Source organism: uncultured Pseudoteredinibacter sp., assembly GCF_947502065.1.
Classification (GTDB): Bacteria; Pseudomonadota; Gammaproteobacteria; order Pseudomonadales; family Cellvibrionaceae; genus Pseudoteredinibacter.
In genome coordinates this window covers 351,443-365,399 of sequence record NZ_CANMYE010000002.1, presented here as the reverse complement: position 1 = coordinate 365,399, position 13,957 = coordinate 351,443, and the positions used below count along the sequence as shown (strand labels likewise).

General features: G+C 46.2%; 8 protein-coding genes. 5 read left to right on the top strand and 3 right to left on the bottom strand.

Going from position 1 to position 13,957, the window contains the following annotated elements:
- Positions 1-67: 67 nt before the first annotated feature.
- The 4 genes from Q1A41_RS08270 (at position 68) to Q1A41_RS08255 (ending at position 6,702) form a co-directional block, all read left to right on the top strand.
- Positions 68-745 carry an ABC transporter ATP-binding protein gene (locus Q1A41_RS08270; RefSeq protein ID WP_299977058.1) on the top strand — a complete coding sequence of 226 codons (678 nt, stop codon included), beginning with the start codon at positions 68-70 and terminating at the stop codon, positions 743-745.
- Between the two features lie 142 nt (positions 746-887).
- Positions 888-3,044, top strand: coding sequence for a hypothetical protein (locus Q1A41_RS08265; RefSeq protein WP_299977055.1), 2,157 nt, complete (start codon positions 888-890; stop codon positions 3,042-3,044).
- A 1,102-nt stretch (positions 3,045-4,146) separates the two neighbouring features.
- Positions 4,147-5,010 carry a sugar nucleotide-binding protein gene (locus Q1A41_RS08260; RefSeq protein WP_299977052.1) on the top strand — a complete coding sequence of 288 codons (864 nt, stop codon included), beginning with the start codon at positions 4,147-4,149 and terminating at the stop codon, positions 5,008-5,010.
- Between the two features lie 129 nt (positions 5,011-5,139).
- A complete protein-coding gene (locus Q1A41_RS08255) occupies positions 5,140-6,702 on the top strand; it encodes a long-chain-fatty-acid--CoA ligase (RefSeq protein WP_299977049.1) in 1,563 nt (520 codons plus the stop codon).
- Positions 6,703-6,824: 122 nt separating this feature from the next.
- On the opposite strand, the gene fabB is transcribed toward Q1A41_RS08255, so the two are convergent.
- On the bottom strand, positions 6,825-8,042 hold the full coding sequence (gene fabB, locus Q1A41_RS08250) for a beta-ketoacyl-ACP synthase I (RefSeq protein WP_299977046.1): 1,218 nt from the start codon (positions 8,040-8,042) through the stop codon (positions 6,825-6,827).
- A 106-nt stretch (positions 8,043-8,148) separates the two neighbouring features.
- Positions 8,149-8,673, bottom strand: coding sequence for a 3-hydroxyacyl-[acyl-carrier-protein] dehydratase FabA (gene fabA / locus Q1A41_RS08245; protein ID WP_299977826.1), 525 nt, complete (start codon positions 8,671-8,673; stop codon positions 8,149-8,151).
- A gap of 217 nt (positions 8,674-8,890) precedes the next feature.
- Here fabA and Q1A41_RS08240 point away from each other — a divergent pair, with 217 nt between their 5' ends.
- Positions 8,891-10,243 (top strand): phosphomannomutase, encoded by a 1,353-nt coding sequence (locus Q1A41_RS08240; protein WP_299977044.1) that lies wholly within the window; start codon positions 8,891-8,893, stop codon positions 10,241-10,243.
- An 80-nt stretch (positions 10,244-10,323) separates the two neighbouring features.
- On the opposite strand, the gene Q1A41_RS08235 is transcribed toward Q1A41_RS08240, so the two are convergent.
- Positions 10,324-13,845 carry a hypothetical protein gene (locus Q1A41_RS08235; protein WP_299977042.1) on the bottom strand — a complete coding sequence of 1,174 codons (3,522 nt, stop codon included), beginning with the start codon at positions 13,843-13,845 and terminating at the stop codon, positions 10,324-10,326.
- Positions 13,846-13,957: the final 112 nt, after the last annotated feature.

Sequence of the window (13,957 nt, the reverse complement as noted above, 5' to 3'; positions counted from 1 at the left end):
CAAAAATGCTGGCTAAAAATCTAACCAAATAAATGCCAATCAACGGAAATGAATAAGTAGGTACCTTATGTCTGATTTAATTTCTCTTGTAGACGTTAGTAAATCATTCACTTTCAAGAATACAAAGACTACGGCATTAAAAAATATTAATTTCTCGATAAAGCCTGGAGATTATATTTCTATAGTGGGGCCCTCGGGCTCTGGGAAGTCAACTTTACTAAATGTTCTTTCACTACTCGCTAAGCCTACGTCTGGATGTGTACTCTTCAATGGTAAAGACTCGTCGAAATTTAGCAATAGAGAACTTTCGGAAGTTAGGGCCAGTGACATCGGTTTCGTCTTTCAAGAATTTAATCTCTTGGGAGATTTGACTATCTTTGAGAACGTAATGTTGCCGACTAAATATGGAGGCATGGGGGCCATTGAGGGTAAGGAGAGAGTATTAACCCTTCTTAATCAGCTAGAAATTGATCATCGTATTAATCATTATCCCCATCAACTTTCCGGTGGCCAGCAGCAACGAGTGGCAATTGCTCGAGCCTTGGTAAATCGTCCGGCTATATTATTTGCAGATGAGCCAACTGGGAACTTAGATGACAAATCATCTAAGGAAGTTGTAAAGCTTTTAGATAAGATAAACGATGAAGGGGCCGCTGTTTGTGTTGTAACACACGATACTGATGTGGCCAATATTGCGAACATAAAAGTATCGCTGCATAGCGGGGATATCAGTCATGTTAAGTAGGCAGGCTTTGCATGATAGGGTCTTAGCCTCGACTATAGCCCTTCTTCTAGTCCCGTTTTTGACCGTTAGCACTATAGCATTCGCTGTATTAGCGGGTAGTCAATCGTATACACCCGCCGGTATTGCTGGGAATTTTAACACCGTGGTTAACGCTTCCGGCACAGAGTTTCGTCGAATTAGTCTCCAAGACATTAAGAGATTTTCAGAGCAAAATGAGCTAGCGGTTGCTTCAGCCTCCATTGTAGAAGATAACTCAATAGGAAACATTGGACTAACCTCCGACAATTTTTTTTCCTTTCTTGGCGTATTCGATGAAAATGGATCAACTCCGAGGCTCACTGGGCCGCGATCAATAGTTATTAACGGAAAGCAGAATCGTTTAAGAGAAAAACCGTTAGCCGTTGGTGACTCTGTGCGATTACAGAACAATATGGATTACACGGTTTCATCGATCGTTAGTGCAGAATTTAATGGATTATCTTTTGAGGGGGAGTTTGGTTGGGTTTCTGCAGAAGGTAATCATTCGTTGTTCACCATGTATGAAAGTGTTCCTTCGTACCAGCGAGAAAAGTTCTTTCGTTTGGCCCCAGTTTATATTGGGATAATTGAATCGAGAAATCACCCTGTTGACTTTGTTGGGCATACTCCTTTAAATCTTTATGATATAAGTTCTACCAAGTCCATAAAGTTCAATTTGGAGGGTTTTAGAGCGACCCCCCTTAAAGGCTTGTCTTATGACTTTAAGTCATTGAAAACTCTGTCTAAACTAGCGCTCTGGAGTGCTATGTTTGTATTGCTGCTCTTTGTTTTCCTACTGGTGGCCATTTCAGTTCTAGTGAAAATGCTCACTAACAAAAACGCATCAAAGTTATCTCTACATGAAAAGCTCGGTGCTCCAATTACTACAGTTTTTTTGATGTTGGGAAAGCTCACGATACTGCCTGTACTGATTGCTGTTTTCGTTTCGGGAATATTGTTGTGGGTGTTGCTGAGTTCATCAGCAACACCATTGCAGCCAATTATTCAATTGATGGAATTGGATGGCTTGATCGTAGTTTTTTCTGTAATAGCATTTCTTTATGTTGCAGTTGTTTCGTTGGTTTCATATGTCAGCTTTTCATATTCAAAGGAAGAATCACTTGGTTTGAGGCACACGGAGAGCAAATCCAGTCTTAGGGTTCGAAGCGTACTTTTATATGTTCAGGTTTTCATTGTTTCCGTCTCTATTTGTTTGATCCCTTACTTCAGTGAAGTGGTAGAAAACTACACAAGAGAAGAGTTTGGGTTCGCGTCTGGCGGTTATAGCTATCTGTCTGTTGATAGAAGATCGAATTCAGCACCTGTGAATACGTTTAGCCACTTGAAGAATTCGATAGATAGTCATAGCTCTACAGCCAAGATTTACTCGTTAGTTGGCGCGCTAGGTTTCGGGCAGCCTTGGGAGACACACCTGTCAACCTTAGGAGGGAAAGCGAAACCTAGAGCTAATATTCATTTTCTATCACCTGACTTTTTTAAAACAGCGCAATTTGGGTTGATGTTTGGCAGTACATTCACTTCAAGTGTAGATAGGGGGGTGGTTCTTAACAGCGTTGCTGCTGAACGATTGAGCTCTCAGCCATCTTCCTTAGTAGGAAGAACAGTATATTTAGACACATATGGTGTTAGACTTCCTAAAGCTGTACTTGGAATAATTGATGATGGAAAAACCAACAGTGCAACTGTGTACTACAATATGGAGGATGATGAGAATATTAAGGTTAGCAGCGATGAATTTTTGTTCTATGGGGCAAGTTCAAAAAAACTTGTGCAAGAATTGAATCAAACGCTCTCCCCTCTTGGCTATTATGTATCAGAGTTTGTCGATTTAGATACAAAGTTGATATCTTTTCGAAAGGAATTTACTTTTATAAAAAACGGCTTCTCTGTTTTTCTAGTGTGTGTAGTTACGCTCTTTATTTTTACAATGATTGTTAATATTTCATATACTGTCGCTAGAAGAAGGAGGGAGCTGAAGTTAAAAATGATTCTAGGCGCAAAAATTACCTCTCTCCTTGTAGAGGCCGCCAAATCATATTTATACACTTACATGCTAATCTTTGCACTTTCTACTTTTATCTTTCTGGGTTGTGCGCAGTTCTTTGGAATTCAAATCTTAGGTCATACGCTTTCCTCGCATATTTCGGCTGCTATTTATGCTTTTTGGGTCAATGCGCTATTTTCCGTTTTTACATTAGGGTATATCTATTTCGAGCTATCAAAATTGGTTTTACAAGAAGGCGCGTTAAATGACCCTTAGTGTAGTTCGAGTTCCTCTTTCGATTCCACTTTGACCACCTTTTCGTTTGTGTCTAGAGACTGTGGTGAAAAGCCCCTTTTACTACTAACAGCAACCGTTGCTGTGCAATTTTCGCCAGCAGCCCACACTCTATTTCCTGTGGGTGTAGACCATTGAACGATGCTCTTTTCGAGAAATGACCAGCGGCTGTTCAAAAAAGCATCGTTTTTGTATAAGGTCTCTTTGATTTCCTTGTCGACTTTGTATGACAGGGTAGGAAATAACCTTCCTGGTAGTAGCCTCATCAGATCTCCTTATCAGCTAGTGTGCTTTCGGTGGGGATTACCAGTTCACTAAAATTCAAATTAGGGTATAAAATATTTCGCAAGTTTTCTAATTTCTATCGGATTGTTTAAATCCGATGCGGTTGTATAAAGGTCATTCTGAATATAAATAAGAGAAGCTCTTGGTTAACCATGTAGTGGTGCCAAAACAAGATCTTTTACTGCAGTAATAAACTCAGGTTTAACCCTTTGCTAGTTGTAGCTCTATTGGCAGCGCAGCTTTTGCTGCTGTGTATTGATTATGGGCGCGTGAACTATCTTATACATGGTGGCGTAGTCTATCACTTTGATTTATAACGATAATTTATGTCAAGTCTCTTGATGAAGTCGTTAAGTGAGGCTAGGATGTACTTCAATAGCAGACCTTTATATTGTTGTAAGTGAGCTCTCGTCCAGTCTAGCTGGGCGACACAGTTAATCTATGCCAGATCCTAAAATGTTGATTATAGCCCCTATTTAAGCTTTTTAAGGGGTTTGATCTACATTTTTTGATTGGGATGTAGAGTTAGCTTGTGTTGTTGGTTTTATGTGTTTGTTTTTAAACAAAAAATTCCAATACTCACTCACCCATGTTCATTTTATGTGTGCATTACCATTTTAGTTTGTACTTAATGAACGCTAAAAATGAAGGCTCGCAATGCGGGCCTTTTTTATTTCTGATATTTTCTTATGGAATTTAGTTTTCGCCTGCCATTACGAGTTCGGCTAATTAGTGTTCCTGCACTGAGCTTGCTATGATCCATTACGTTGTGAGTATGTTTGTGTAGGTAGTTATCCCCGTGGCCCAAAAAATTATCCTTAGTTGCGATCAGTCGATATTCGCTCAGCACTTAATTGAAGCGCTTCAGCTTGAGCCTTTCTCTTTGAAATGCCTGCCGCAAGATGTTCTTGCTGCTGAGGACTCAGAGCAAAAGCTGCTAGAGTTCTTGCGCGAGGAGGGGGCTGATTTACTTATCAATACGCTGGCCTATTCTGTTGGGGACGATCCTGAGCGCAGGGCTTTGCTGATAAGCGCCAGTGAAGATATGGCTTCGGCCGCCAAGAGCCTGAACATTCCTATTGTTCAGCTATCGACCCATGAAGTCTTTGGTGGAGAAAATTTAACCGTATATCGTGAAGATGATCACCCGTCTCCTTTAACAGCTTTGGGGCAGGCTCTTTGGGATGCCGAGCGCAAGGTCGAGTTGCAGTGTGAGCAGTACATTGTTTATCGTTTAAGTTGGCTGATATGCCACCATGGCGATAGTGTCTTTACCCGTTTGTTGGATCTAATACTGGATAAAGATAAGGTTGCCGTTAGCGCAGAGCGTCGAGCCTCGCCGACATTTATTGATGATGCCTGCCGTGTTTTGGTAGCTATGATCAAACAAATATTCTCTGGTGCGCAAAACTGGGGAATTTATCACTATGCCAGTTCAGATCCTTGCGATGAAAAGGAGTTTGCTGAGTACCTAAGTGACATCGTAAGCTCTTTAGGGCATCAAACTGGGCAGCTCGCCGATGATTCAAGTGATGTGCAGTATCCTAGCGCCGTATTGGGCTGCATAAGTACTCGTGATGATTTTGGTGTTCAGCAGCGATCTTGGCGTTTACGCCTTGAATCAAGAGTAAAAGCTTATATCGACAGTCGCGAAATCAGTTGATGTGGGCCGCTAATGTCGCTTGATATATCACGTCTAGCGATTTGGCGAATTGTGCACTTGCCTTAAATACCCAGCCCTTATTATGCTTGGGGCACTCTAAGAATAAGCAACAATAATTCAAGGTGCACTATGCTCACATTTTCAAACACTTTGCAGCGTGTGGTTCAGCAGCGCGCGGAAAAAATTGCCACCATCGACGGTGATCGTCGCCATAGCTGGAAAGAATTTCACCAGCGTGTCAGCCAGTTTGCAGGCGCTCTTCAAAAATTAGGTGTAAAGCAAGGTTCGCGCGTAGCCATCTTATCGCTCAATAGTGATCGCTATTTAGAAGCGATGTTTGCCATTCCTTGGGCTGGTGCAGCCTACGTCCCAATTAATACCCGCTTAGCAGCGCCAGAAGTTGAATACTGGATGCAAAACAGTGAGAGTGAAGTGCTGTTGGTCGATCGCAACTTCTTACCAATGCTTGATCACTTGCAAGCAACTTTGCCGAAGCTGAAACACATTATCTTTATGGATAATGGCGAGCCTGCAGAAGGCTTACCGCATTATGAAGATTTGCTGGCGGATGCCGAAGCGATCGATGCGGCTTCTGTGCAGCCGAATGATCTTGTTGCTTTGTATTATACCGGTGGTACTACCGGTCGTTCGAAAGGGGTTATGCTTAGTCACCACAATATGCTGTTTAACGCTATGCAGGGTATGGTGGTGCAATCTTATAGTGGCGATGAAATTTATCTTCACGCGGCACCAATGTTCCATGCTGCCGATGCCTACAATGCCATTTGTTTTTGTTTATTAGGTGGCACCCACGTCTTTACGCCTGGTTTTGATCCTAAACGGGTTTTGGAGTTGATTGGGGAAGAAAAAGTTACTCGAATTCTGCTGGTGCCCACGATGGTGGGCATGGTGATGAGTTACCCTGCCCTGGATGATTATGACATATCTTCCTTGAAATCTATTTTTTATGGCGCTTCGCCCATGCCTGAGGCCGTGTTAAAAGCAGCGATGGAAAAATACCCTGCGATGGAGTTTATGCAGGCCTATGGGCAGACCGAAGCGGCCCCAGTGCTGACCATTTTAATGCCGGAAGATCATGTGCCAGAAGGCGAACGTTCACGTTTGTTAAAGTCTGCCGGTAAAGCTGCGCCAGGTGTTACTTTGGCAATTCTCGATGATAATGACATAGAGTTACCGCGCGGAGAAATCGGGCAGGTTTGCGCAAAGGGTGACAATGTTATGTTGGGCTATCTTGGCATGGAAGAGACCACAGCAGAGACTTTAAAAAACGGTTGGCTGCACACCGGTGATGGCGCTTACATGGATGACGAAGGATATATTTTTATCGTCGATCGTGTGAAAGACATGATCATCAGTGGTGGCGAGAATGTATATTCGGTTGAGGTGGAAAATGCCTTGTACCGTCATCCAGCTGTCGAGTCTTGCGCTGTGATCGGAATTCCAAGTGAGCAATGGGGCGAGCAGGTGCATGCGGTTATTCAAACCAAAGCGGGCGCAGAAAGTTCCGAGCAAGAAATCATTGCACACTGTAAAGAGCTGATTGCGGGTTTTAAATGTCCACGCAGTGTCACCCTGCAGGCTGAGCCTTTGCCATTGAGTGGTGCGGGTAAGATCTTAAAGACGGAATTGAGAAAGCCGTTTTGGGGTGATAAGGCTAAGGCGGTGAATTAATTATCGAGTCATAATAATGGGGTCAGATCCCTAAACCAAAAAACGCAGCCACTGGCTGCGTTTTTTGGTTTAGGGATCTGACCCCGTATGGCCCGTTGGGGCTGCCCCGTCTACGTTAGCAATTAGCCTTCGTACTTTTCCATCACCAAGCAGGCATTGGTGCCGCCAAAGCCAAAGCTGTTTGAGAGTGCGCGTTTAATTTCAACACCTTCTTTTGCTTCGGTTACGACTGGCATGCCGTCGGCGGCTTCATCAAGATCTTCGACATTGGCCGAGGCCGCGATGAAATTATTATTCATCATAATCAATGAGTAGATGGCTTCTTGAACACCAGCAGCGCCTAAGGAGTGACCAGATAGCGATTTGGTTGAAGCTAGCGGTGGAATGTTATCGCCGAATACTTCACGGATAGCTTTAAGTTCGGCAACATCGCCAACTGGCGTGCTGGTGCCGTGGGTATTGATGTAATCAATATCGCCATCCACTGTAGACATAGCTAACTGCATGCATCGCACCGCGCCTTCACCTGAAGGTGCAACCATATCGTGGCCATCAGAAGTCGCGCCATAGCCAACAACTTCAGCATAAATTTTTGCGCCGCGAGCCTTAGCGTGCTCAAGCTCTTCCAATACTAAACAGCCGCCGCCACCAGCGATAACAAATCCGTCGCGGTTAGCATCGTAGGTACGAGATGCTTTTTCTGGGGTGTCATTGTACTTGGTTGATAGTGCGCCCATGGCGTCAAATAGAGCCGTTAAGGTCCAGTGCTCTTCTTCACCACCGCCAGCAAAAACAACGTCTTGCTTACCAAGCTGAATTTGCTCCATGGCTACACCAATACAGTGTGCGCTAGTGGAGCATGCAGAAGAAATGGAGTAGTTCACGCCTTTAATCTTGAAAGGTGTGGCCAAACAAGCCGATGTTGTGCTGCCCATGGTTTGGGTGACGCGGTAAGGACCTACACGCTTGAGGCCTCGCTCACGCAAGGTGTCAGCAGCTTGCACTAGGTTTTCAGATGATGCGCCACCAGAGCCCATGATCAAACCGGTGCGAATATTAGAAACTTGTTCTTCGCTCAAGCCCGCATCGTCAATGGCTTGCTGCATGGAAATATAAGAGTAACCGGCAGCGTTGCCCATAAAGCGCAATGTTTTACGATCGATGTGCTCTTTAAGGTCAATATCTACCTGGCCGGCAATGTGGCTGCGAAAGCCCATTTCTTCGTATTCCGGCTGGCGACTGATGCCAGAGCGACCAGCGCGTAGGGATTCGGTTACCGCTGAAATATTGTTTCCTAGGCAGGACACAATACCCATACCGGTGACAACCACACGTTTCATTGTATTTTCCTCATCGGGCCATTAGCCATGTTGGCCGCTTATTATTGCACAAATAAAACGGGGGTGCCTTACTTGGCACCCCCGTGTATTTTCGACTTTACTCTGTTTAGAAAGAGTCGGTATTTTGGAATAGGCCGACTTTTAGGTCTTTGGCAAAGTAAATCTCTTTGCCATCTACAGAAACTTTACCGTCCGCAAGGCCCATGATCAGTTTACGCTCGATAACGCGCTTAAGGTCAATCTCATAGGTAACCTTTTTGGCGGTTGGCAGGATCTGACCGGTGAACTTCACTTCGCCAGAGCCCAAGGCGCGGCCTTTACCGCTATTGCCTTTCCACGCTAGGAAAAAGCCAACCAATTGCCACATGGCATCTAGGCCTAGGCAGCCAGGCATTACAGGGTCGCCAGGGAAGTGGCAATCGAAAAACCAGAGGTCAGGAGTAATATCGAGTTCTGCGACAATTTTACCTTTACCGTATTCGCCACCATCTAGGTTGATCTCAGTAATGCGATCCAGCATTAGCATGTTAGGTACAGGTAGCTGAGCATTGCCTGGGCCAAATAGGTTTCCGTGGCCGCACTCAAGCAGTTCATCGCGGTTGTAAGCGTTTTTAGGCTGGAATTCCATAATTTACTCTGGTTGATTAATCTTTGTGCAGCTTGTCTGCTGCAAGCCCAATGGCCTGTCTGTTGCAGCCTGATTGGGAGCGCACATTCTACCTTCTAGCCAAGCTATGTCTAGGGCTCAGGGGGACAGGCTATGTCACACTTAAGACGTATGGCTGTGGTATATTGGCCGCTTCGGTACGAGACACTTACTAATACAGACAAAATAAAGGAGTTTTAGGGTGAGCACATTAACGTGTTTTAAGGCCTATGATATTCGTGGTCGGGTTCCAGATCAGTTGAATGAGGCTATCGCCTACCGCATAGGATGTGCATTTGTGGAGTTTCTAGGGGCAAAATCTGTGGTGGTTGGCCACGATGTGCGTTTAACCAGCACATCCCTTAGCGATGCTCTTATTGACGGCATCACTGATATGGGGGCAGAGGTTATTCATATAGGGCAGTGTGGCACTGAAGAGGTGTATTTTGCGGCTTTTGATCAGCCTGTCGATGGTGGCATCTGTGTAACCGCGAGCCACAACCCTATGGACTACAACGGTATGAAGTTTGTGCGTGAAGGCGCAAAGCCTATCAGCGGCGATACTGGTTTGAAGCAGATTCAAGCATTGGCTGAGGCGGATAACTTCACTAAAGCTGCGCAAAAAGGTGCGGTGAAAAAACTAGATTCACGCCCAGCTTATATTGAGCATCTGCTCTCCTATGTTGATGTTGCTGCGCTGAAACCGTTGAAGATTGTGGTCAATGCCGGTAATGGTGGCGCTGGTGAGGTGATTGATGCTTTGGAGTCACACTTGCCGTTCGAATTTATCAAGGTGCATCACAATCCAGATGGCAACTTCCCAAATGGAATTCCCAACCCTCTTTTAGTGGAAAATCGTGCGCCTACCGCCGAAGCTGTTATCGCCCATAATGCTGATTTGGGTATTGCTTGGGATGGTGATTTCGACCGCTGCTTTTTCTTCGATGCGAAGGGGCATTTTATTGAAGGCTATTACGTAGTGGGTTTATTGGCCGATGCATTTTTGGCAAAAAATGCCGGCGCCAAAGTTGTCCATGATCCTCGTTTGATCTGGAACACTCAGGCGATTTGTGAGGCTGCTGCCGGTCTGGCCGTTCAAAGTAAAACCGGTCACGCTTTTATTAAAGAGCGCATGCGCAAAGAAGATGCGGTTTATGGTGGCGAGATGAGCGCCCATCATTATTTTAAAGATTTTGCTTACTGTGATAGCGGCATGATCCCTTGGCTATTGGTCAGCGAATTAATGAGTCGTAAGCAACAATCTTTGGAATCCATGGTAGTGGAGCGCATGCAGGCGTTTCCTTGTAGTGGAGAAATTAACAGCAAGGTAAAAGACACGGATGCCTTATTGAGTGCTATCGCAGAACGTTATTCAGCTGATGCTATCCAGTTGGATGAAACCGATGGATTATCTTTTGATATGGGCCAATGGCGATTTAATTTACGTCGTTCAAATACAGAGCCTGTCGTGCGTCTCAATGTAGAAACCAAAGCCGATATTGCTTTAATGGAAAGTAAGTGCGATGAATTGTTAGAGCTGATTCAACAGTTTTAATAATCTTTGAGCAATAAAAAAAACCGGCTTTCAGCCGGTTTTTTTATGCCTTTTTTTACGCATGGAATTATCGTGCGTGTTTAGGCCATGATGCTTCTGCGGCGCCATGCGATTAGCATAAGACCGCTTAGCATTAGTGCAATGCCCCAAGGTCCAAGCGTTGGTACATTTTTTGGTGGGCTCCAAATGCGATTGTTGACATCAATGGTGCCGCAAATGTTGCTGTTGTTGCTTGCGTCGGGATCGGTTCCCGCCGTTGTCGCAGCAGCACAGTTTTGCATTTGAGCGCTACTAAATGCCATGACTTTAACCGGTACAGTAACAGTAGCGGTTTGGCTGTTCGCTAAGGTGCCTAGCTCACAGCGCAGGTCTTGGCCGGTAATGGTACAGTCGCCGCTGGCGCCGCCGTTGATAGACCAGCGTGCGTTGCCATCAAGTTCCATATCGGCTGGCAGTGTATCGCTAACAACTGTGTCGTCGCTGTCTAGCGGGCCATCATTGCGCAGATTGATAATCCAGCGGAACGGCTGTTCAAGATCGGCTTCGCTGATATCGGCTTGCTTTTCCACAACAACAAGATCGGTATGGGCGCGTAAACTGGTCGGCTCATCTTCCGAGTTGTTACTGACTGCGGTTTCCGCTTCATTGGCGTTGATGCGGGCTTCATGTCGATGGGTGTCACCACCGCTATCGGGTTTGCTCAGATAGCGGAAAGTTAAGTAGCGGTGCCCACCAACGGCTGCATCAACATCCATTTCGTCAGTTTTTCCGGCAACGGTGTTGGCCAAGCAGCGTAAGGTTAATGTCGCAGGCCCAATAATTGGATTACTACCAGATTGCACGGTGCAAGTATCAGCGGTGCTGCCGCAGCTGTCTCCAGCATTGGCCTCATCGCACATAAACTGTACGCTTTTGCCATCTTTTGGAGTGATGTCATATTCATAGTAAACACCGGTAGCGTAAGAAGGCCCACGGTTTTTATAGTTCACATCGTACACAACATCATTGTTGGTATTGTCGCCGTTATTGCTGGCGTCCCAGAAAAAACCATCCTTGTTATCGACAACGTCGATTAATAAATCAACTTGATCTTTAGTGATGGTGAGATCGACTGGGCCAAAGCTGTTATTACTTTGATTACTGGCGTCTTCAAAGGTGTCGGTGCTTACGCTGGCGCTGTTTTGAAAAATGCGACTGCCACTTTGTCCTGCTAAAAAGTTTGGACGAATCGTCAGGGTGATGGCGCGTGTTGCCCCGGCACCCATACTGCCTAAGTTACAAAGCAATGACGGGTTGTCGGCTGCGGTGTAACTATTGCCTGCCGTTAAGCCGGTACAGCTTGCCCCTGTACTTGCAATAAAAGTAAAGCCTGGGTCGCCAGCAGGAAGAACAAAAGTATCGGTGAGTTCAACATTATTGGCGGTAGAGGCGCCGCGATTGCGAACAGATATTGTGTAAACTGCGTTTGCGCCAGCGGGGGTAGATGTTGGACTAACAACTTTATTGCTGAGCTCAATGTCGACGGCTGCCGCTACATTTAAACTGCTACTACCACTGTTGTCGCTGCGATCGCTATCGCCAAAATTAGCTGAGAAAGCATCGGCTGTGTTAGTAAAGTTGCCATCGCGGATTGGGCGATCCATTTTAATCACAATGGTATCTACCGCACCCTGGCTAAGACTGCCAGAGTTTTGCGTACAGCGAACTAAGCTTCCGGTAGTGCAGTTGTAGTTAGCGGGTGCACTGTGAATGCTAACGCCACTGGTATAGCCACCGATTGAATAAAAGGCCGGAACATAATCTGTCATCACAATGCCGGTCGCCGCTGTGGTTGAGCTATTGCGAATTTCGATACGGTAATAAACACTTTCTTCATTCTGATCCAGCGTGTTATCGCCACCGCTTGGACTGCCAGTCGATGTGGACTTAACAACATTTAGATTAACCGACGAATTAGTGGCCGTTACACTTGCCGAAGAGCTGTTATTGCTGCTGTTAAAATCACCCGGTACTCCCGAGTAATTTACTGTCGCGGTATTGCTGAGTGTTCCAGCTGCGTCGGCGCGAGTTCGAATGATTAAGGTAGTGCTATTGTTCTGTGCGCTTAGGCTGTTGTTGTAAGTACACACAACAGGGCTGCCCGCCGCACAAGACCAATTAGTACCGGTGAAGCCGACGTAGCTTTCATTGGCGGCCAGCTGATCGCTAACGGTTATGGTGCCGCTGTTGGCTGTTCGCGGGCCATCATTACGTACGGAAATAAAACTGTACATCAGCTCGCCAACAGCAACAGGGTTATTGCTTGCCCCATTGCTTGCCACACTTTTGGTTTTCGTAAGGGATAAATCTAAGCCATCCGGGGTAACGCTGATATTGGTTTGATGGCTGTTATTGGCGAGTCGCTCTGTCGCTTCGGCACTTGTTGTACTGATGCTAGTGCGGTGCTCGTAGCTGCTTAAGGTGCTAGGTGAGGCTGCGATCACGGGCACGGTAATATTGTCAGTCGCGCCGACAATATAAGTACTGCGCGTACAGCTCGCTGTTGTCGGGCTGTTGATGGCGCAGCTCCAGCCTGAACCCGTTGGGGTGCTGGCAATGCTAAAACCACTATCTACTTCGTAAGTGACTTCAACGTTGTTCGCATCTAATGGCCCTAAATTGCGCGGGCGCAAAGTAAAGTTGAGAGCTTCACCGCCCACGGCGCTAGCTTGTGGGCGCACGATGGTAACAGCAACGTCGGTGCCTGCTGTCACTGTGGTATCAGCGTTGCTGTTATTGTTGCTTAGCTCTGGGTCGCCTGTGTCGGATTCAACGCGACCAAGGCTGATTAGGTTGCCCAGTTGGGAGCCAGTAACTTGGGTCCTGAATCCTAAGTTGCTACTGGCGCCATTACTTAAGCTGCCGCTGTAGTTACAGCTGAGCTGTTGCCCACTCAAGCCGCAGTTCCAGCCGCTGCCGGATACTGAGCCCGCAACAAATGTGACATCGACAGATAGATCGAATATGGCGCGAATACCATTTGATGTATTTGGGCCTAAGTTTTCGATGGTGGCTGAGTACTGGATGTCCCCACCGGCGATAACGCTGCCAGGGTTGGCATTCAAACTTAAGGCCAAGTCGGCACCGTCATTAATCGTGGTGTTCTGATTTACGCTATTGTTGCTGTTGTTGCTGTCACTGCTGCTGGTGGCAATATTGGCGCTGATGGCAATGGTGCTGCCAGTGCTAGCGCTAGTGCGAATTACGATATTGACATCTTGCTGGCTGTTTGCCGCCAATGTGCCAAGCGCGCAGTTAACTTCGCCGGGTGTGGCTCCATTATGTAGGCAGCTGGGGTTGTTGGCGTTTACAAACTCGGTGGTGGCCGGCAGCGGGAAATTTAACACGACATCATCGGCTGCATCACCGGCGGCATTCTGCGCGGTAATGGAGTAGGTGATGTTGCCTCCTCGGCTAGCTGGGTCTGGGGTGTCGATGATTTGCGGAATTAACACGTCCGCAGCAAAAAGCTGTGCGGATATCAGTGATGCGGGTAAAGCAATTAGTGCAGGTGACCAGCGCTTCTTCTGGGCGCGACGGACACTCTTTTCAAACTGTGGCATGCAACCTCCTTACTACTTAAATACATACCGTTGAAAAACTGAACTTAATAGCTAATCAGGATCCTCTCCAATTAAGTAAAAAGTACCAATAAAGATTTAGGCGCCGGAAGTG

Coding starts and splice junctions, on each gene's coding strand:
- Q1A41_RS08255 (WP_299977049.1), top strand. CDS start 5,140: ATGCTCACATTTTCAAACACTTTGCAGCGTGTGGTTCAGCAGCGCGCG.
- fabB (WP_299977046.1), bottom strand. CDS start 8,042: ATGAAACGTGTGGTTGTCACCGGTATGGGTATTGTGTCCTGCCTAGGA.
- Q1A41_RS08235 (WP_299977042.1), bottom strand. CDS start 13,845: ATGCCACAGTTTGAAAAGAGTGTCCGTCGCGCCCAGAAGAAGCGCTGG.
- Q1A41_RS08270 (WP_299977058.1), top strand. CDS start 68: ATGTCTGATTTAATTTCTCTTGTAGACGTTAGTAAATCATTCACTTTC.